Origin of the sequence: Pseudanabaena sp. FACHB-1998 (assembly GCF_014696355.1) — a bacterium.
Classification (GTDB): domain Bacteria; phylum Cyanobacteriota; class Cyanobacteriia; order Pseudanabaenales; family Pseudanabaenaceae; genus Pseudanabaena.
The window spans coordinates 155,889-176,480 of sequence record NZ_JACJQA010000006.1 but is presented as its reverse complement, the minus strand read 5'-3'; the positions used below and the strand labels follow the sequence as shown (position 1 = coordinate 176,480).

The following is a 20,592-nucleotide window of genomic DNA, read 5'->3' as shown; positions in this document are numbered from 1 at the left end:
TTTTTTGTTTCAGTCCTCAAATATATCGACCTATGAGTAACCAAGTGAATCCAGTCGAGCTAGAGGTAGTACCGCCGAAACTGCCTCTAATTCAGATGTTTCGGATCGGTTTATTTCAGATGGGTTTAGGGATTATGTCTTTGTTAATCGCAGGGCTACTCAATCGCATCATGATTAACGAATTGACTATTCCTGCAACCCTCGCTGCCGTGTTTATTGCCATGCCTCTGTTTGTCTCGCCGACCCGCGTTTGGTTTGGACAAACTTCCGATGCGAAGACCATATTCGGAACCCATCGCTCAGGCTATGTCTGGATTGGGGCGGTGATCTTTGCGATCGTTGCCTTTTTAACCACACAGGTAATGTGGCAATTAGGGCGCAGTGTCCATGAGATTGGTTGGAATGGTGTCACCTATGGATGGGCGATCGCTCTAGCAGTGATGTTTGCAATGTATGGAATGTCTATCAGCCTCAGTTCCACTCCTTTTGCCGCAATGTTAGTAGATGTTTCCGATGAAGAGGATCGCTCAAAATTAGTGGGAATCGTCTGGTCAATGCTAATGGTGGGCATTGTGATTGGGGCGATCGTCGTTTCTAAGCTGTTGCAATGTTCAGAAGCTCCACCTAGCAATATTTCCATTTATGCTGATGCAAATAACCTCGCCAAATTACAAGGCACAGTTAACTTCGTATTCACGGTCATTCCTGTAGCGGTAGTGGGTTTATCTCTGTTTGCCACCTATGGCATTGAGCAGAAATATTCTCGTTATAAATTGCGAGTTGCCGAAAGCCATATTCTCAATGGAACTACTGCTACAGAGGATAAACTCAGTCTTGGTAAAGCTTTGAAGGTATTGACTGCAAGTAAACAGACTGGCTTGTTCTTCTCATTTTTGCTAATGATGACCATCGGTATTTTCATGCAAGATGCGATTATGGAACCATTTGGCGGTGCTGTGTTTGGCATGAGCATTTGCAAAACCACACAACTTAATGCCGCTTTTGGTACAGGAACCTTAATTGGATTGAGTTCTTCAGGATTCCTGATTGTGCCACGTCTTGGTAAGCAGAATTCGACTAAATTAGGATGTTACTTAGTTGCTGGCAGTTGTGGATTATTGCTAATTGCAGGATTCACTCAACAAATTCCAGTATTGCAAGCGGCTTTAACTCTATTTGGATTTGCTTCTGGAATTACCACTTCAGGCGCATTGAGTCTGATGCTTGACCTGACGGCGGCGGAAACTGCGGGAACCTTTATTGGTGCTTGGGGATTATCTCAGGCGATCGCCAGAGGACTTGCCACAGTCTCAGGTGGCGTAGTGCTAGATATTGGCAAAAAAATATTTAGCGATTCCAGTACCTTTGCCTATAGCTTTGTATTTATTTGCGAAGCAGCCGTAATGCTGTTGGCTGTATTCTTTCTCAGCCGCGTGAATGTTACGGAATTTCGTACCGATGCGAAACAGGCGATCGCGACGGTATTTGCTAGTGAAATAGATTAATAGATTTACCGCGCCGATGGCGCGGTAAATCTAAGCCCCAAATCCGCCTAAAGAATTAAAGTTAGCCGCACTCTGACTTACGCGCATCGCTGACTGCGAGAATACCTGAAAAGCCTTCCGAATTTCACCGTCACTATTCGCAGGAGTAAGAATCCATTCATCGCGAATACCCATATCTTTAAATACTTGACGGAAATTGGTAGAGCCATCGTCAATACCCATCGCAGCAATAATGTGATTTTCCATTCGCAACATATCGTGCGCGATCGCCGCCACATCTTTAGCCCCGTGACGCATTGAGCCACAATCATCACCATCGGTAATAATTAGGGTCACAGTACGCACTGGCACACCATTATCAGAGAATTCCTGCGACTTGGCTAAAACTGTTCCTAATAACACCACAGTTTGATCGTAAAGGGGTGTACCTTTATTAGGATAGTAGTTTTTAGTGTCCATCCTGATTGCTTGGGCGATCGGGCAGTAGGGATAGAGAACTGTTCCATTGAGATAGCGATTGTGAATGAGAATATTATCCTGTTGCTGAGAAGAAGTCAGCGCATCAATTACAGAGTTATGTCCGCCGCGCACAGCTTGAGCATTACCAGCATATTGAATCGAGCCAGAGTCATCGGGCATAATTGTTACTAATACAACTTCGCTAGACATGACATCATCAACATGAATGCCAAGCCCTGCTTGAATTTGTGCGCCGAGGTCGTAAACAGTGAGAGCCTGCAAAGATTCATTGGAAAGGGTTCCATCATCTAAAGCAGATTGAAATAGTTCGTTAATGTTAGTCATTTTATTTAGTAATTAGAGATATGGATTTAATTTGTAGACCTGTAGGGGTTTAGCATTTGCCTCACAATCTTGAACATCTCACAGAAATCTTAATTTGCAAATGCTGAACCCTCTTCGCTTTCACAGACCATTTGTCCATGTGTTATGAGGTTTTTAGCAAAATATTCCCAAATAAAGATGCTAAACTTTCACAGATAAATCGTTCCTGCGTTGTGATGTTATGGGCAGAGCATTCCTGTATTGAGACAACCTGAAAATTTATAAATTGTGGCAGGAATGCTCTGCCCCTACAGGGATAATTAGGAGGATAACAGTCGCTCAAAAAATCCTTTTTTAGATTGAATAGATTCTAAATATTCTCTGAGCAATCGTTCAATCAATTCTGAACTGGTGGTATTTTCTTTCGCAAGAATTGCTACTAGATATTTTTCTGTCTCATAGTCTAAATTAATACTCATCATAGAATTTACCTCTTGTTAGCGATCGCTTTAAGCAAGATTGAGATCTGCCCATGTTTCCATTGCGTCAGTGGATTTAACCAAGTGCATACCTGCATCAGCAAAGCGCTGAAATGCTGCATCCGCTTGATCGGTGTAGTCCACAATATTAGGAACAACTACAGGCGAAGTGCAATCTTCAAGTAGATAGACCTTCTTCGCAAGTTTAGGATCGTGAGCAAGGATTTCGCTGAGCAAGTCTTGAATTGTCCATGCAACGCAATGGCTCTTAGCTTGACCTGCAATGATTACAGCATCAAATTCCAGTAACCTTTGTAAGAAACGCGTGTTCTTCTGTGCGATCGGTCTGCCATCGGCTCCATCCATGACTTCAGGACGTAGTACGGAATAGTTCTCAGTGAGAGGATTGCCGCCTTTAATCTCGAAATTAGTCTGACTGTGCCTTGCGATATTGTGAAAGAACATCGCTTCTTCAACAGAAGAAACTAGCGCGTGACCGATACCGCCGAGCATAGAGTGATAAGCCCAAACCGTAAGCGGAAACTTGCCTTCATCGCTAAGCTTCTGTACATAGTGCAAGGCGTGGCGCTGAATTGCCATGTAGTTACCTTTAGCGAGACTATAGGCGATCGCAGGATTTACTTTCCACTTACCTTGCTGCACATCTTCTAGGGTAATCGATGTAGCATTGGGAATGGGATGTTCACCCGCATCATTCACCCAAAAAATAGGATGGAAGATTTGCATGGCGGTGTGAGTATCCATCGTGGGTGCAATTTCGCTGATGTGGTGCAAGTTGCGATAGATAAATTCACACAGGCACACATTATCTTCGATCGCCCCAGTGCCAGATCGTCCACCCACAAATAGCTCATGATCAGGAATACAAAAGGTATTCTGCACATCGATCGCCATCAGACAAATTTTCTTGCGATCTTTAGCGGCAGGTGTGATGCCATGTTGTTTTGCCCATGCTTCGGCTTGGTTTGCCCGTTCCTGATAGGGAACGCGCCATACTGAACCGACTTTGTGGCGATCAAAAAAGGCAGGAATTGGAAGTTGTGTAACAATTTGATTAGTCATGGTTAGAGTTCTCCTGTTTTAAAATTATTGAAAAGAGAGAGAAAGAATGCCCAGAATTTTGTCAATATTGCTGAGTTGGTACTCAGTTAAGTCAATTTCGACAAGGCGATCGCAAAGGCGTAAAAACTTCCAATCGTTACCAGTAGTGGCGGCTCCATAAATTACAGAAATATCATTCTCATGTTGTTGATTAAAGAGTTTTGCTGCCCACATTTCCGCAATACATTGACCTAACGCTCCGTTGATATTTTCCTTTTTTGCCTCGACTACGACCACAACAGGCGCTTTGAGCATTAGCTGTGATGGCGATCGGCTAAGTAGAAAATCACAAACTCCATTTAATCCAGAATCACGATCAATATTTAGTTCCACGCCTGAGAATAAACTCGCTTTGTCTAAGTATTTTTTGCGAACTTCTACTAAAATTGGCGCAATAATTAACTCTGACCGCGCTTTTTCGGTATTCATGGCAAGCGCTAAAGGGACAAATTCCTTGAGAAGTTGGTTTAGGAATTCACTAGATTCTGCTAGGGGAGAATCGTTTAGTAAATTAGCACGTTCAGCAATTGTGAGGTCAAAGGCTGTCTGAACTGACTCTAAGGTAAATTCGCTGTAGGACATGGCAGATCACCCAAATATATTGCTAGGACAATTGTAACTGTATAATCTTCTGTGAGTGAATCACATAGATACCTTGTGAGCTAACGATTAGAGAACAGCCGCTATCGACATAGGGTTCAGTTTCAGGGAAAGTTTTTGTAATCATAATCTGTCCATTGTTTACCTCAACTCTAGCGATACCTTCGTCAGTGGGAACGAATAGCCAATTCGCGATCGCACTGCCGCCATGAATATTCATCAGCCATGCGCGATCGCCTTTAGGTGCGGCAAGGGTTGCTACTAAGTCACCATTGGAGCGCAACACAGAAACGCGATGGATGATGTTGCCTTGCTCTTGGGTGGCGGTGAAGAACCAGCAGAGGTCATTGCTAAAGACACAATTTGCATCAATTAGTTCTCCTTGAATGGGTGGAATATTTACGCGATCGCCTATTCCCACACGCTTAGCATCAAAGGTGAAAGCGACACTAATCGCACCAGCTCGATAAAAGCCAAAACCAAAAGTCTCTCCAATCCAGAACTGAGTTTGTCCTTCGAGAATATCGCCGATGTATTCGTTACCTAGCTTGCCATCGCGGAGTAATTGACCTTGATCAATCCAATAGCGAGAGAAGGAATTGGCTCGGATTAGCTCGGCGGCGATCGCTTGCGGTAGTTGTCCTTGCGTGAGTGTAAGCGCTTTGCCTTGCTTGGTAACGATTGTGGACTTACCAAAAATTGCGAATTGAATACTAGCATCGAGTTCTCCTGATAATAAGACTGTGTTATCTTCACGTTTGAATTCGTGGTTAGCGTGATAGAGATAATTGAGAGAATTGTTTTGTAAAGCGACTTGAAGAATTACGCCTTCGGTTTGAAAAATCTGTAAAACCTTACAAGACGTTTTTCCAATCTTGTTCCCCTCTCCCTGTGGGAGAGGGGCTAGGGGTGAGGGTCTACAAATTGGGCAAGTAGTTCTTAAATGTTCAATTCCACATTGATTACATTTTGTCCACCGCATTGATTCGAGCAGTTGCTGTGGGAAGTCTCCACGCCAATCTTTTTCAAAGCAGTTATGAAAATGCTGTAATAAATCATCGGATAGAACCTTGTAAGGAATTGCAGGTTTCGGATAGCGCACATCGGGATGAAAAACGGTGATTCTTTGCAGAGGTCTGGCACTGTGAGGAATCATTGCAGTTTGTGATTTGGGCTTGTATACACCACCATAGGGATCGACATAGAGGAGGCTCTGCATCAACATCACGGTGAAGGCATACCAGTCAGATTCAGGATTATGGGGACTATTAAGAATGGGTTGATTGGCTGTGCGATCGCACAAAATCGGATCAACAAATCGCGCTGTAAAAACCTGACAGGGAAACTGTCCAAACTGAAAGGAATCAGCATCAATAAGATTGACTTGATTTTGAGAAACAAGTAAATTCAAATCATTGAAATCGCCAATCGTGACATTGACTTGATGAATTTTCAGGACTGATTCATGAAGATCGCGAAATAGTTCGGTTATAAATTGCTGCGAGATGGCGTTAGTTTGGCGATAATTGCGATCGCTATATTTCAAAAGTGGAACTGTATTTTGCAAATAAGGCATTGCATAGCCGAGAATCATTCCCTGTTTATCCTTTGCTAAAGTTTCAGGTTTAATAACTCTCACAGGCAAATTTTGCGGAAAAGCAGGTAATTTTTGCTGATGAAGAGCAATTCTGACTTTAGCCGCCAATTGTTCTTGGGGCAGTAACTCATAATCAGGATGATCGGAGGGTTTAAATAATTTGAGAACCTTCCCATTTTTGAGATCATAGATATCTGCTTCGCCACCTTTGCCGATCGCATTTTTAGGATTAACTTTAATTCGCTTTTGATTAAGATAGATATCCATGATTTTGTGCCTAATATTTCAAATAGCAAGGCAAGTTATAAGTTCCGTTAAACTCAAGCACAGTGTTCCAAATCCGCCGATCTAGTTTTTTCCATACTTGTACCGCGATCACATTAGGCACACCACCATAAAAGGCTTCAGCAATACCTCCTGTAATTGCGGCAATCGTGTCACTGTCTCCCCCAAGGGATACCGCATTACGAATCGCATCTTCAAAATCCGTTGATTCTAAAAAAGCAATAATTGCTTCAGGCACACTTTTTTGACAGGAAACTTCAAACTTATAATTGGGACGAATTTCATCGATGGTGCGATTCAAATCGTAAGCGAAAGTTTGCTCAATATAATCTTGAATCTCTTGCTTAGTCTTACCTTGACGCGCTAAGAAAACCGCCGCCGATGTCGCCTGTCCGCCTTTGATACCTTCAGGATGATTGTGAGTTGTGGCGGTGCAACGTTCTGCTTCTTTGAGAACATCTTCGAGATTGTCATAAGCCCATGCGATCGGACTTACTCGCATCGCCGCACCATTACCCCAACTGTTATATCCTTCCTTGCCATTTCGCATTGCCCAGCAAGTAAACCTCTGTCCAAATCCTGCTAAAGGGTAGCGCCAAAAGCATTTTTTGAAGTTACTCGCATAGCTAGTTCCCGTGAGAATGGAATGAGCAACAGCATAAGTAAGAACGGTATCATCACTAAAATGACTGCCAAAGGAGAATAGTTTGAAATCTTTGCGCTTCATGGGAAGCACTTCATAAATGGAGCCGATAATATCACCAGCGATCGCGCCTAACATAGTCTATACCTCGTTCTAAATTCTTCAACTACTTCACGCATTGCTTGGGGTAAATAGCTTAAAGCTTTATCCGCTATATCCTTTGGTACACCGCCATAAAAGGCTTCAGCAATACCGCCCGTAATACAAGTGAGGGTATCGGTATCACCACCAAGGGAAACGGCATTGCGAATTGCATCTTCAAAATCCGCTGATTCTAAGAAGGCGATAATTGCTTCAGGTACTGTCCCTTGACAGGATTCATTAAATACATAGACAGGACGAATTTCATCTAAAGTTCTATCTAAGTCATAACCAAAGGATTTAGCGATCGCCGCTTTTATTTGCTCTTTACTCTGACCATTACGCGCCATATAAATCGAAACAGCCGTTGCTTGCGCTCCTTTAATTCCTTCAGGATGATTATGCGTAACTTCCGATGATCGCTTTGCTTCGTTCATTACTGATTCCCAATCATCATAGGCAAATCCGATAGAGCTAACTCGCATCGCGGAACCATTACCCCAACTACTGTAAGGTTCCATATTTTCAGAATGAATCCATTGAGCAAATCTGCCACCATACCCACCTTTTACCTGTGGATATTTACGCGCATAATGTTTGATATATTCTGCATAATTTCCAGCCTTTATCAGGCAATCAGCCACAGCCACAGTCAAAACCGTATCATCGGTAAAATCACATCCTTCACCAAAAAGAGAAAAGTCTTGAGAACGATGATTATTAAACTCGTAAATGGAACCGACAATATCACCGACAATTGCGCCTAACATAATTTTCAAGTAAAAAGATAAAAGGGAAAAATATTCTTGCTCCCCTCGCCCTATGGGAGAGGGGCTTGGGGTGAGGGTCTTCGTATTACCACCAAAGTCGTATCATCGGACAAAATACCCGATCGCTTAACTATTTCTCGTTTTTGCCAATCAGGTTTGACATCTTCCCGATTGAGCATCGCTAACTTACGTCTGATGGCATCAGGATTTTTGAAATAACGATCTTCTTGCCAAAATTGATTGATGTCTTCAACTTTTACTAAATCATCAATGCCATCGGTGGCGATGAGAAGGGAATCTAGTTCTGATGTTGGAAGGCGATCGCGTATTTCAAAATTAACCGCATCAGGTTTGTAAAGACCATAGGCAAGATAGGGCGGTGCATTATCGGCATAGGGTGGAATTTGATTAAGTTCACCATTGATAGCGATCGCGCCATCTCCCATTGAGAAAGTAACTGTTTGGCGCTCCTTAATCACAACACCAAGAATCGTAAATAATAAATAATCATTTACAAATTCCACATCGCCATTGGTAAGCACCACTAAATCCTTTAACTTTTGCAATAAATTAACTTTAATCAGATTCCAAAATTCAGGATCAGATAGTTCAAAATCATGATTGAGAAGATTGCTAATCTCCGCAATAACTAGCTTCGCTCCGATCTTTGCACCAACTTCGCTATGTTTACCACTGCCGCAGCCATCGCACACCACCGCAATCACAAATTTTTCATTAGTAAAAATCTGATAAGCATCCTGATTATTTTTGCTAGCCAGAACATGATTACGCCCGATGATGGAACCGCTTGCATATTCAAATTGATTAGCCAAATTGCTAGAAGGGCTAGAAATTTGTGGCGATCGCTCATCGAGAATATCTACTTGTTCTTGCATCGCGATATAGTGTATAAACTACACAAACTAATATAGTGTTATTTATACACTATGTCAACTATTACTTGCAAAATTTCTGCTAGGCAGAAATTTTGCCTACCCCAAACCTATGTCCTATACCTACGAATATCCCCGACCCGCATTAACAGTGGATTGCATCATCTTTGGGCTTGATGCCCAGTTAGAACTTAAAGTTATGTTAATTCAGCGCGATATCCCACCCTTTCAAGGACAATGGGCGATTCCTGGGGGATTTGTTCGCGTGGATGAAACCTTAGAGCAAGCCGCTTTGCGTGAATTGCAAGAAGAAACGGGGATTCATGATGTTTATTTGGAGCAGCTATATACCTTTGGTGATTTAGAGCGAGATCCTCGCGATCGCATTGTTACTGTTGCCTATTACGCGCTAATTAATCTCGTTGAACAACAAATCCAAGCATCCACCGATGCGCGAGAAGCTAATTGGTTCCCACTTCATGCCATACCATCTTTAGCTTTTGACCATGAGCAGATTTTACAAAAGGCGATCGCCCGACTCCGTGGCAAAATTCGTTATGAACCCATTGGGTTTGAATTGTTGCCCAAAAAATTCACCTTAACGCAATTACAAAAACTTTACGAAACTGTCCTTGCTCGCGATCTGGATAAACGTAACTTTCGCAAAAAACTTCTCTGCATGGACTTACTGCTCGAAACTGGGGAGTTAGAGCAGGGTGTATCCCATCGCGCCGCCAAGTTATACCAATTTGATGAGACTAAATACCTACAACTCAAGCAAAATGGCTTTAATTTTGAACTCTAAGGAGAGAATAAGTCGCTAAGCTCCACATTCCCTCCTTGGAGCTTACATTTTTATTTGCAATCTAACTTAGCGATCGCAAACCGAGTATTACCGTTAGGATATATAAATGGTAGTGATCTGCCTGCTAGTCTTTCTCCTAGCCCACCTCTGAGCCAAACTCTATGTATAAAAGGGAATTCAAGCTTCCAAGTCAATATATAAACAATTTCTACGATGGCTCAATCTATGATCTTGTATTTTTAGACTTAGAGTGGTGTCGCGATTTTCAGAAGGAGGGACTAGTACAAAAAATTTTTGGATATACGCTTACTCGCATTTTAGAAGATAGTAATGAGCAGTACATTAAAATTCAATTTATTGAATCAAGTACTCAAGAGAAAAAGATAATCCAAGACATTTTAAATGACCTACAAATCTTACAGGGAAAGTATTTCATTGGTTATGGACTATCAACCAGTGATATGTTTTGTCTGCGTAAAAGGATTGAAGCATTAGACTTTATTCCTAAAATTGATAGTATTAGAATCCTTGATTTACAAAGAACCAGTCAGCGTAATGATCTTAATCAAGGGTTAAATAATCTCTTTGCTTATTTAGGAATTCCGATTTATAAAAGAATTAAGGGATATTATATTTTTCGGAATGGGATTAAGATTTTAAGAAAGGATAAGGGCTACGAAACAATTCTTAATGAAATTTATGAATATTGCTTAGAGGATGCCGAAAACTATTTTCATATTATTAGTAATTGGCAAACTCAATTTCCTTTAGTCGATCGCAATAAACATCAAACCATTAATCTCAAAATTGATGCTCGCTCAGAACAACGCATAAACTCAGTTCGCAGAGCCGCTTTACAAAGACCTTCTTAAATTAGAAAATCCAGAGAATACATCGCCTAAATTAATAATCAAAAATATGGATAATATCGCCACCATTAAAAGCACTTTGCAAGAAAAAATTGGTGCAGCAATAGTTGAAATAGAAGACCGTAGCGATTTGCATAAGCATCACGAGGGACGAAAAAATGCACCTGCTGGGAGTGGTCATTATGATGCGATCGTGGTTTCCACAAACTTTGCGGGTAAGACGATGATGCAGCAACATCGTATGGTCTATGCAGCTCTATCCGACCAAATGCAAACTACAATTCATGCCCTGTCGCTGAAGACATATACCCCAGAACAATGGCAACTAATTAACCAATAGATGGAATTCCTAAAAGCGTGACAACACTTTTAGGAATTCAAAACCAAACTCATCTTGCTTGGATAGTTGACAAAGCCCAAACCCCAGAGAGAGTGGCGGCATGTGTTGCCACTCTCTCTGGGGTTTTGAATATAGAAAAGCAAGAATTAGCCAGTACAAACTAAAAACCAAAAAGCGAGTTGCGGCGCTTCGTGCCGCAACTCGCTTTTTGGTTTTTATGTCCTAAACAAAACTTACATTGCTATAAAAGTAGAGTATGTACCTAATTCGTACTAAGTTTAAGAAATAGTGTTCTGGACAATTGGTAAATGGAAAACAATACAACCTGTACAAATACCAAAATTATTGAGAAAAATCGTGGGGGAAATCCCATCTTTTATAAGATGTTCAAATGGATGGTCGTCAGACCCTTACTCTATTTGTTCTATCAAGAGCGCATTTACGGCACTGAAAATGTGCCACTGACTGGCAATCTCATCGTGGTTAGTAACCATGCCAGTGACTTTGACCCTTTGATCGTGGGTAGCTGCATGGGTCGTCCCGTTGCCTTCATGGCAAAGGAAGAACTATTTGAAGTTCCTGTGTTAAGTCAAGCTATTAAGGCTTTTGGGGCTTATCCAGTCAAGCGTGGGGCAGGCGATCGCGCCGCCATTAGATCGGCGATCGAGTCCATTAATAAGGGTTGGGCAACAGGAATTTTCTTGCAGGGGACTCGCACTCTGGATGGCAAAATTACCGAGCCGAAATTAGGGGCGGCGATGATTTCTTCAAAAACTAATGCTCCTTTTTTACCTGTCAGTGTCTGGGGTACAGAAACAATTTTGCCGAAGGGGGCTAAATTTCCGAAATTATTTCAACCTGTGACGGTGCGAATTGGGGAGTTAATCCCTGCACCAGAGTCAGGCGATCGCGCCACTCTTGAGGCGTACACAAAAAAATGCGCGGATGCAATTAACGCACTCCACGCATTAGGTAGATAAAAAGAATCCCCGCCAAGCGGGGATTCTTTTTATTCGGGAGAATAGGCAAGTAATGTGCCATTTTGTCCAACAACAAAGCCGCGATCGCGGGAAAAGAAGTAAATCTTGTAAAGGTTAGCACCCACATTAGCGGCAGAAAGGTCGCGTTTCCAAGTTTTGCCACTATCCTCGCTATGCAGCAGTCGAGAGCTACCACCAGAGATCCACACATTGTTTGCATCTTGATAGGCAAGATCGAGCAAGCCAAAGCCGCCGCCTTCTTTAGGAGTTATCTTTTTTTCCCAAGTTTCAAATTCGCCCACTTCACTAAATTGGACTAGTCCACCACGATTAAGCATCCAGAGGCGATTGTCGGGAGTGTAGCCCATATTCTGAACACGGCGAGAGCTATTGCGATTGTGCTGAATCCAAGTTGTATCCCCCGGCTGCCATGTGGAATAAAAGTTACCATTTGCCGAAATGGCGACATAACGACCATCTTCACTGCGGTTGAGATTACGAGCATTACCTACGGCTTGAGTAACCAGCGCTTTCCAGTTTTGCCCCCCATCTTGAGTGCTGTAGATTGCGCCTAAGTCCGTAACCATTTCCGCCGAGTTATAGCCAGAAGCCACGATCGCAAAGGGATCACCCGGGAGCTTAGAGCTAAGTCCGATGCGTGACCAAGATTTACCGCTATCGGTTGTATGTAGTAGTAAGGCAGGTTGACCAGTGAGCCAACCCTCTTGTCCAGAGAAGCTAATCGATGAAAAGCGATAAATGCCATCGCCTAGATCGAGTTTGCGCTCTTCCCAAGTCGTGCCACCGTCGGTGGATTCGAGCAAAGTAGCGTCAGTACCCACTAGCCAACCGTGATTGGGTTCCGACTTATCAAACCAAAGATCGAGGGGAGTAATCGCTACGGGTAGCTCGACCTTATGCCAACTGCCTCCTTCAGCCGAAGCGCTGGGCATTCCTACACCCAATAGTCCCACACATACAAATAGGCAAAGTAAACAGGATGTAAGAAAGCGTTTTATGCTTTTTTTCATAAAAGTAAATAAAAGTGAGTAAAAAATATGAGTTATGATGCCGAATATGAAATAAGTTGCCACAAGGCGACGCGATCGCCTAAGGTGATGCCCCTTTGTGACCTTAATCTAAAGCGTAAAGGCTAATAAAGAAAATTACAGCCAAGGCGAGGGAGCCAAATATAAGTAAGTTTTTTTGTCCCGGAGTAAGGACGTTAACACCAAAGCCATAGCCTAGATTTTCAGTAAATCCAGAGGGTTTAGCGGCTACGCCAATATCTGCAAAAGATTTTTTCTTAGTATTACAGACAGGACATCGCCAGTCGGCAGCGATTTCCTCAAAGGGCGTACCCGCAGGAATATTCCTTTTGGCATCGCCCATGGATGGTTCATATATATAGCCACATACGCCACATTCATGACGGTGGGGTTCTTCTTGGTCTTCAGAAGCTTCAACTATGGTGATATTGAGTACGGGCTTAGTTTCTGCGCCAGAGTTTTCCGTAACGTTTGATTCGGGTTCCATGATTTTGGTCGTTGTGAGCCGATGGTTAAGCGATCGCTTGTTAATTCTGTTACAAATTATTACATCTTTTTGACAAGCTTGCCTAGTTGCGAAAATCACACAGGTTGACCGAAAACAAAACTTGGTTTGAAACTTTTTAGGTTCTCAGCGAAACTTACCTTGCCATCCACTTCCTCTCTTCCCACCCAAAAATTAGCTGTGCGGCGAGGAGCGTCGCACAGCTAATTTTTGGGTGGGAAGGGATTATGTAAACAAAAGTAAAGTATTGTAAAGATGATCAAGCATAAATACTTTACTTTTAAGAAGCTAAACAAGATGCAAAATAAAGTTGTTGTCGTTGTCGGTGCAACAGGTGGGATTGGTTCAGCGCTTGTCCCGAAATTAGCAGAAGCAGGCGCAAAGTTAGTTCTCGTAGCGAGAGATATTCATAAATTAGAGGAACTCGTTCATAACATCGAAGATGATTACGATGCTGAAGCGATCGCAATTCCTACGGATATTACGAAGTATGCTCAAGTTGAAGGAATGGTACAACAGGCGATCGCCCAATTTGGACAGATTGATGTCTTAGTTAATGCCGCAGGTGCAGGTGTTCTCAAACAATTCAATCGTATTGAGCCACAGGAACTTGATTACCTGCTCGATCTTAATCTCAAGGGGAATTTTTATACGAGTCAGTTAGTTGCCAACGTGATGAAAGATCGCAAGATTGGGCATATCTGTAATGTGATTGGCATTTTGGGCAAACATCCGATGGCAATGGGAGCCGCCTATTGTGCCTCCAAATTTGGAGCCGTCGGTTTTAGCAAATGTATGGCTGATGAGGTGCGTCGCTTGGGGATTAAGGTAACTCTGTTTTATTTTGGGGGAATTGATTCACCCTTCTGGGATAATGTCAGTCTCAAAGTCGATCGCAGTAAGATGTTGACGACTGAAACTGCGGCAAATGCGATTATGTTTGCGCTCTCCGCCGATCCACAAGCTGTACCGATGGAAATCAACATTCAACCTGAAAGTCATTTATTCTTTTAAAAAAGAGGAGGCGCGCTTAGCGCCTTTTTTTTTGGATAAGATGTTTGTTGCAAATTACTGAGAAGTATTTCTATCTCGCCTAAATCGCCTTTAATTATAGATAGTCACTTCCCAGTATCAAAATAGATATTAAAAACCAAGAACTAGGGTTGCGGCGCGAAGCGCCGCAACCCTAGTTCTTCACTGGGAAGGGAGTAGTCACTTTTTCTAAGGGCAATAGTCCTATAGGTTGGAGTTCGGAGAGCAATATGCAAAAGCGGCATCTATATATATTGTCAGGATTAGCTACAATCTTTATCTGTGGTGCAGCACTCAAAGCGGCGGAAGTATTTCAGTCTCGTACCGTCAAAATACCTAGTCCTGCCGAAATATCTAAACAAGCGGATTCCTTCAGCCCTGAAGAGATTTCCCAATTAGAGATTGATGACATTTTGCGCGATCGCCTCCGCTTCGATCCCCAGTGGCAAGAAATTGCTCAAGCAATCCGCCAAGATATCATCATCAAAAAATGGGGAAAAGATGGTGTAGCAAATCCCGCTTGGAAGCGTTATGGCGCAAAAGCTTATCCATTGCTAAGCTATTACGCTCGCTCTCGCGATGAAACCAGACAGAAGTATGGTATTGAAGGTATTCGCAGTCTTGGGAAACCCTACACAACGATCTGGCTCAAAGGACATATTAAGCGGCGGTTGACCTCTCCTAGTTTTTATGATGTCGCTCCCTACATCTCGGAAGCTCAAAATAAGGACTGGGAAAAAGAATTTGGATTAGATGACCCTAAAGTGCGCGCAGAGTTAATTAGTTTAGCCAAAGCGAACCTAGAACCCCGAAATTCGCCGCAATACTACAATCAATTCAATTTTGACTTCTTATCTAGACTATTAGGCTATGACGCTGTATATGGCAAAGCTCCCTATCAACGAGATAAGAACTTTGCAGGACTATCTGAGTGGTTGCAATTTGAGCAGTTACCGCAGCCGTCCGATCGCCAAATCCAAGCAGCGATCGCGACCTTCCAGAAATTATCCACAGAGGCTCAAGAATATATCTTGGTTGAGCGATTAGGCGCAATTAAAGCTGGCGAGATTACTCCCTCTGCTCGATCATTCTTTCGATCTTTGGCAAATCAATCTATCTCGAATTTGACTCCCTCGGCAGCCTCCGATCGCCTTTGGGCGATCGCCGAGCTAGATCGACATGGAGATATACTAGGGACAGAACTACTCAAAAACATCTTAAATAACGATCTGTCTCAGCTTCATTCTCTCTCTCGGATTGTCAGTTACGAAAATTTTACGCAAAAGGGGGACTATGCCTATTACTTGTTATTGGGAATAGCGGAGAAATATCCCCAATCCAAATTTGTTCAAGCCTGTCGTGAATATGGCGATTTGACAGGACGCTCCTATTTTAATGCCCAGCCCCGCAGCCAAGACATCCTCACTCGCAATGAAAATCGCACCGACAAAGAACGTCTAAATGCATGGCAAGACTGGCTGAAAAAATATCCTGACCACTCGGGAGCCGATGATGCTAATTACTTTCTGGCTCTCGCTCTCCAAGATAATAACGACATCATGGGAGCGATGCGAATCTGGATGAAAATTATGACGCAGCCCATGGGCGATCGCGATGCTATCTATCTTGCCTTTCCCCATGTGCGGACTCTTCTTGACGTGGGATTGTCCATAGAGCAGATGCAGACTCTCCTACAAGAGCCAGAAACCCAAACCCTTGCCCCTCTCTTGCAATATGTGATCGCTATTCAATATGCGCGATCGCAAAATTATGCTAGAGCCTTAGAGCTTACTAAAAATCTCGATCTAAATATAATTCCTGATCGCATCCTCGAAGACTACTATCAACCCCAAGGACGCTGGTGGCAAGATGATAATCGGGTAGTCAATTTCAAAAAAGAAGCTCAATCACTGCTAAGTGAACAAAAGTTGCGCTGGCAAAAACTCCAGCAATGGCAAATCGAAAGCACCCCTGAATCTCGCTATCAAATTGCCTCCGATTGGGCAGGTATCGGTGGATGGAAAAATGGCTATTTCCCCATCTGGGATGGATTTAGAGCCTATCATCTCCCCTCCGACTGGAACTGTCGTCAGTGGTGGGTATGCGACGAATCGAAACGCAGCAGCTCGGAGATTTTGGCTAAATATCAAGGCGGAAGCCAAAACGCGATCGCTCTTTCTCTCTATCAACAACTAATTGAAGAAAAGAGTATTCCCTCAGAAATTCGCGAAAAATCACTATACATGATTGCGATGACCTTACTTGCCCAGTGGGAAAACCACACTTTCTCAGAAACCCAAAGTATCCATCCCCCCGCAGGTGTCACTGCAAGTGGAAAATATCGCCAACTCAGTGTGAGCCGAGGCAGCTATTCCTATCAAGACTACGAACAACGGGAAAAGAGTATGCTCACTGACTATCAACGGCGGATAGATACAATTATCACAGAGCTACAGGTTAAGTTTCCTCAGAGCCGCTATACCGACGATTTGTTATTTTCCAGCTTCTTTCTCAGTGACCAACCCCGCTATTTACAGCGATTGGTAGAGCGCTATCCCAATAGCGATCGGGTGAATGAGGCAAACTTTCTCTTAGAGTTAAAGAAATAAGCGGTATACATCCTTCTCTAGTGCTACTTATAGCTGCGTAACCAAGAAGAGAAGGGTGGCACGAAGCGCCACCCTTCTCTTCACCAGCAACAGTAAATCTAAGCATAGATAAGGATTTAGCAGTAAATTCAAGAACCAATTTTTGATTGACTCCGCTTCGACGAGTCAATCAAAAATTGGTTCTTTGTTAAATTGCAGATCCCGAATGGTGAGAATTCTTTCTAAACTATTGCGAGTTCTCTCAAAACGTGATAGAACGAAATGATGAGTTTCTTCCATCATAAGCAAAAGTATGAGGAAACAAACTAATCAAAACAATCAATCACTATTATATCTTTGGTTCCCATAATATGAGTATAGATCTATCTGTAAGTCTACAGCCAGACGGCTTTGGCGCGTCTTTACAAGCTTTACAATCCCATTTGCAAGGATTCTTAGCTGAATACGAAGACAAAGTAGCACAGGCTCGCGCTCAACTTGCTCACGTTGAAGCACTTTTAGGAAGTTTGCCTGCTGACACCCCTAAAACCAAAGGTAAAAAGAAAGAAACTGTAGCTGCTCCTGTTGTTGTCCCGCCTGTGGTAATTGCTGAAGTTCCACCTGCTCCTACAAAAGGTCGCAAACCTAAAGCTGCTAAGCCTGAAGCAACTCCTGTCGCTACACCTGTTGCTAAAGGAAGAGGAAGAGGACATCGTCGTGGTTCCTTGACAATGCGTCCCTCCTACGATGGTCTGACCCTTACAGAAGCGATCGAAAAGATTTTAAATGAACGTCAAGGGCAAGCTGTAAATGCGGATGATGTAGTCGATATTCTTTACGGTGAGCTAACTGAGACAGTATTCCGTGTTGCCAAAGAGCGCGTCACTAAGAATCTATCCAAGGGTAAAGGCGAAAATAGATGGAAGCGTGTTCCTACCCAACTTGGCTACTACACTTTGTCCCTAGAGACCTTGAAAACTGTACCTACTTCGACCATTAAAAGAGGTCGTGGTGCAGCAGCAGCTAAAGCTGAAGCTCCTGCCAAGACTCCTAAGGCGGCGAAAGCTCCTAAAGTAGCCAAGGCTCCGAAAGCACCTAAAGCGGCTCCTAAGACTGCGGCTAAAGCAACTAAAACTCCTGCGGTCAAGGCAACTCCTGCGGCAAAAGCTCCTAAGGCAACCCCTGCGGCAAAGACTCCTAAAAAGGTAGCCAAGGCTGCTGAGGCTACGGCAAAGGCTCCTCAACAAAAGAAATCAGGTCGTTTAAGCTCTCTTGTGATGCGTCCACTTTATCAAGGTAATACCTTGACCGATGCGATCGAGAAGGTTTTACAAGAACGCAAGGGTGAGTTTGTCAATGCTGATAGTGTTGTCAAAGCTCTATATGGCGACCTTTCGGTAGAGAATTTCCGTCAAGCTAAGGATCGTGTAACCAAGAACTTGTCTAAAGGCAAGCTAGATGGTAAGTGGGAAAGAGTTCCTAATCAGCTAGGCTATTACACCTTGTCGATGTCTGCGGTTAAAGCATAGATCCTTTGAAGTCAATCTCACTAATTATTAACTTTAAAGTCCCTATTCTTTTGGTGGTAAGGGAGTAAGTAAATAAAAAAATAAAGACTCGCAACGCGAGTCTTTATTTTTTTACTTGTGTTGTGCAGATTGATGCTTTAGAATAACCAACGGGAGAGATGGCAGAGTGGTCGAATGCGTTCGACTTGAAATCGAATGTTGTGAAAGCAACCGAGGGTTCGAATCCCTCTCTCTCCGTAAAAAAGAGGAGCTGCCAAAAGGTAGCTCCTCTTTTTTGATCTAAACCTCAAAGAGAGTTACGGCGATTTGCGCCGTAGTACCCAATTAAGAAATGGCTACGCCATTTCTTAATTTAAAAACCTTAGGGAGTTATACCAATTCACGAAAGCGTGATCACACTTCCGTGAATTGGTATAACTCCCTTTGAGGTTTGATGACTAATCTTTATCGATCGCCTGTTTGACCATAACTTTTTCCTCAGCAAGGGGGATGAGGACTGTAGATTCATGTCCAGACTGAAGATTAGGATGGCTGGGCTTAGACTCGGGTGACTTGCGACTATTGCGCCACAGAATGTATTTTTCCTTAAGCCAACGGAAGGTCGGAGGAGAGGCAAACCACAACACGACACAGCCTAAAATGATAGAGCTAATTTTAACTACACCTGAAACCAATAGCTCCAACGGAATTAAGGTTCCTGCATAGTAAGCCACGCCAGTGGTGACTATTCCCCAAACTAAAGCTCCCGTAGCATTAAAAAATAGGAATCGCGAGTAGGGCATTCCCGACAAACCTGCCATTGGCCCTGCAAAAATCCGTAAAATGGCGATAAAGCGCCCAAAAAATACGGCGCGATCGGCACTACCCCGAAATTTTTCACGAGCGATTTCAATTTCGTCCGTGGGCATTCTAAACAATTTGCCAATTTTTTCTAGTGCTGGTAGCCCGCCCCAACGCCCTAACCAATACCCCGCACTGTCCCCTAAAATCGCACCTGCGACAGTGCATAGCAAAACTAAAGGATAGCGCAGCTCCCCATTACCAGCGAGGAAACCACCGACTAAGGTGATTGTTTCGCCTGGTAATGGGATTCCCGCGTTCTCTAGCATGATGCCAAAGAAGACGAGCCAGTATCCATACTGCTGCGTCCACTCTTGAATAATTTCTAACGAAAAAAACTCAAAATGCATGAGTTATGACTCAAAATTGAATGGGTTAAATTATTTGTGAAAAATTGTTACTTTTTGTATCATTATAGGCGCTTTAATAATTACTCTGCCTGTTTTTTACCTTACAAGTAGCAATTAGGATGATAAAACTGATTTTAGGGTTTTTAGTGACCTAGACTCTATAAATTCCTAAAATTAGTTTGTAAGCAACTTGGCATAGTTAAAAACCCAAAACCTGTGGCGCACGCGCAGCGTGCGCCACAGGTTTTGGAAGATTATATTTAACTGCGCCTAGCTACTTAAATAAGCGTTATAGGTTGATGGAGATTGCATTTACAGGGCAAGCAGCAATACATTGCTCACAGACTACACAACGCGATCGCAAAAAATTAAGTTGAAAAGTTTTCGGATCGAGGGTTAAGGCTTCGGTGGGGCAAACTCCTGTACACACGCCACAATCAACACATGTAGTATCGTCAATTACAATCTCGCGTCCATGTAATGAAACCTCGATATCCTGCGATCGCATCCAGTCCATTGCTTCTTCGAGTTGGTCAATATCGCCTGATAGTTCTAAGACCATTTTGCCAACTTTGTTGGGTGCAACTTGGGCGCGGATGATATTGGCGGCAATGTTAAAGTCTTTGGCAAGACGATAGGTGAGGGGAATATTGATGGCGCGTTTGGGGAAGGTAAGATTAACTCTTTTTTTCATGATTTACAGCACATTGCATAACGAAACGGTGCAGCAAAGTCTTTAAAAGTAATGCTTCGCATTACTTTTAAAGACTTTGCTTTTTTAATAATTCTTACCCTTAATTAAAAAAATAGACTCTTTGTAGCGCGGCTTCGCCGCGCTACAAAATAAGAACCAGACTCTCTGTAGTAGGGCTTTGCCGCGCTACAAA

The 20,592-nt window shown here is 43.0% G+C and carries 21 protein-coding genes and 1 tRNA gene; 10 read left to right on the top strand and 12 right to left on the bottom strand.

Annotation, left to right across the window (positions count from 1 at the left end):
• Positions 1–32: 32 nt before the first annotated feature.
• Positions 33–1,505, top strand: a complete 1,473-nt coding sequence (locus H6F42_RS03310) for a BCD family MFS transporter (RefSeq protein ID WP_190397930.1) — start codon at positions 33–35, stop codon at positions 1,503–1,505.
• A 30-nt stretch (positions 1,506–1,535) separates the two neighbouring features.
• Here H6F42_RS03310 and H6F42_RS03305 read toward each other — a convergent pair whose 3' ends face one another.
• The 8 genes from H6F42_RS03305 to H6F42_RS03270 form a co-directional block, all read right to left on the bottom strand.
• Positions 1,536–2,309: a hypothetical protein gene (locus tag H6F42_RS03305; protein WP_190397929.1), complete on the bottom strand. Its 774-nt coding sequence runs from the start codon at positions 2,307–2,309 to the stop codon at positions 1,536–1,538.
• A gap of 299 nt (positions 2,310–2,608) precedes the next feature.
• Positions 2,609–2,770: a hypothetical protein gene (locus H6F42_RS03300; protein WP_190397928.1), complete on the bottom strand. Its 162-nt coding sequence runs from the start codon at positions 2,768–2,770 to the stop codon at positions 2,609–2,611.
• A gap of 27 nt (positions 2,771–2,797) precedes the next feature.
• A complete protein-coding gene (locus H6F42_RS03295) occupies positions 2,798–3,850 on the bottom strand; it encodes an isochorismatase (RefSeq protein WP_190397927.1) in 1,053 nt (350 codons plus the stop codon).
• 24 nt (positions 3,851–3,874) lie between these two features.
• Positions 3,875–4,471, bottom strand: coding sequence for a hypothetical protein (locus tag H6F42_RS03290; protein ID WP_190397926.1), 597 nt, complete (start codon positions 4,469–4,471; stop codon positions 3,875–3,877).
• Between the two features lie 22 nt (positions 4,472–4,493).
• Positions 4,494–6,353, bottom strand: a complete 1,860-nt coding sequence (locus H6F42_RS03285) for a hypothetical protein (RefSeq protein WP_190397925.1) — start codon at positions 6,351–6,353, stop codon at positions 4,494–4,496.
• Between the two features lie 10 nt (positions 6,354–6,363).
• Positions 6,364–7,152, bottom strand: a complete 789-nt coding sequence (locus tag H6F42_RS03280; protein ID WP_190397924.1) for an ADP-ribosylglycohydrolase family protein — start codon at positions 7,150–7,152, stop codon at positions 6,364–6,366.
• Positions 7,146–7,925, bottom strand: coding sequence for an ADP-ribosylglycohydrolase family protein (locus H6F42_RS03275; RefSeq protein WP_190397923.1), 780 nt, complete (start codon positions 7,923–7,925; stop codon positions 7,146–7,148). Before H6F42_RS03275 ends, H6F42_RS03280 begins: the two co-directional genes overlap by 7 nt.
• 50 nt (positions 7,926–7,975) lie before the next feature.
• Positions 7,976–8,821, bottom strand: coding sequence for a protein phosphatase 2C domain-containing protein (locus H6F42_RS03270; protein WP_190397922.1), 846 nt, complete (start codon positions 8,819–8,821; stop codon positions 7,976–7,978).
• A 109-nt stretch (positions 8,822–8,930) separates the two neighbouring features.
• On the opposite strand from H6F42_RS03270, the gene H6F42_RS03265 reads away from it, so the two are divergent.
• The 5 genes from H6F42_RS03265 (at position 8,931) to H6F42_RS03245 (ending at position 11,812) form a co-directional block, all read left to right on the top strand.
• Positions 8,931–9,623, top strand: a complete 693-nt coding sequence (locus H6F42_RS03265; protein ID WP_190397921.1) for an NUDIX domain-containing protein — start codon at positions 8,931–8,933, stop codon at positions 9,621–9,623.
• A 161-nt stretch (positions 9,624–9,784) separates the two neighbouring features.
• Positions 9,785–10,495, top strand: a complete 711-nt coding sequence (locus tag H6F42_RS03260) for a ribonuclease H-like domain-containing protein (protein WP_190397920.1) — start codon at positions 9,785–9,787, stop codon at positions 10,493–10,495.
• A 46-nt stretch (positions 10,496–10,541) separates the two neighbouring features.
• Positions 10,542–10,832 (top strand): BolA family protein, encoded by a 291-nt coding sequence (locus tag H6F42_RS03255; RefSeq protein ID WP_190397919.1) that lies wholly within the window; start codon positions 10,542–10,544, stop codon positions 10,830–10,832.
• A gap of 17 nt (positions 10,833–10,849) precedes the next feature.
• Positions 10,850–10,996: a hypothetical protein gene (locus H6F42_RS03250; protein WP_190397918.1), complete on the top strand. Its 147-nt coding sequence runs from the start codon at positions 10,850–10,852 to the stop codon at positions 10,994–10,996.
• A 219-nt stretch (positions 10,997–11,215) separates the two neighbouring features.
• The gene (locus H6F42_RS03245; protein ID WP_347272282.1) at positions 11,216–11,812 is read left to right on the top strand and encodes a lysophospholipid acyltransferase family protein; all 597 of its coding nucleotides are present in this window, start codon (positions 11,216–11,218) and stop codon (positions 11,810–11,812) included.
• 29 nt (positions 11,813–11,841) lie between these two features.
• Here the strand turns inward: H6F42_RS03245 and H6F42_RS03240 are convergent, their stop codons facing one another.
• Both H6F42_RS03240 and H6F42_RS03235 read right to left on the bottom strand, forming a co-directional pair.
• Positions 11,842–12,843: a photosynthesis system II assembly factor Ycf48 gene (locus H6F42_RS03240; protein WP_190397916.1), complete on the bottom strand. Its 1,002-nt coding sequence runs from the start codon at positions 12,841–12,843 to the stop codon at positions 11,842–11,844.
• A gap of 103 nt (positions 12,844–12,946) precedes the next feature.
• Positions 12,947–13,348, bottom strand: coding sequence for a rubredoxin (locus H6F42_RS03235; RefSeq protein WP_199288889.1), 402 nt, complete (start codon positions 13,346–13,348; stop codon positions 12,947–12,949).
• Positions 13,349–13,663: 315 nt separating this feature from the next.
• Here H6F42_RS03235 and H6F42_RS03230 point away from each other — a divergent pair, with 315 nt between their 5' ends.
• From H6F42_RS03230 to H6F42_RS03215, 4 genes are all read left to right on the top strand, one after another.
• Positions 13,664–14,380, top strand: coding sequence for an SDR family oxidoreductase (locus H6F42_RS03230; protein ID WP_190397915.1), 717 nt, complete (start codon positions 13,664–13,666; stop codon positions 14,378–14,380).
• 248 nt (positions 14,381–14,628) lie between these two features.
• Positions 14,629–17,007: a hypothetical protein gene (locus H6F42_RS03225; RefSeq protein ID WP_190397914.1), complete on the top strand. Its 2,379-nt coding sequence runs from the start codon at positions 14,629–14,631 to the stop codon at positions 17,005–17,007.
• Positions 17,008–17,357: 350 nt separating this feature from the next.
• Positions 17,358–18,515: a hypothetical protein gene (locus H6F42_RS03220; RefSeq protein WP_190397913.1), complete on the top strand. Its 1,158-nt coding sequence runs from the start codon at positions 17,358–17,360 to the stop codon at positions 18,513–18,515.
• Positions 18,516–18,667: 152 nt separating this feature from the next.
• Positions 18,668–18,752, top strand: a tRNA-Ser gene (locus tag H6F42_RS03215).
• Positions 18,753–18,952: 200 nt separating this feature from the next.
• Here the strand turns inward: H6F42_RS03215 and H6F42_RS03210 are convergent.
• Positions 18,953–19,705: a DedA family protein gene (locus H6F42_RS03210; protein WP_190397912.1), complete on the bottom strand. Its 753-nt coding sequence runs from the start codon at positions 19,703–19,705 to the stop codon at positions 18,953–18,955.
• Positions 19,706–19,994: 289 nt separating this feature from the next.
• A complete protein-coding gene (locus H6F42_RS03205; protein WP_190397911.1) occupies positions 19,995–20,399 on the bottom strand; it encodes an NIL domain-containing protein in 405 nt (134 codons plus the stop codon).
• Positions 20,400–20,592: the final 193 nt, after the last annotated feature.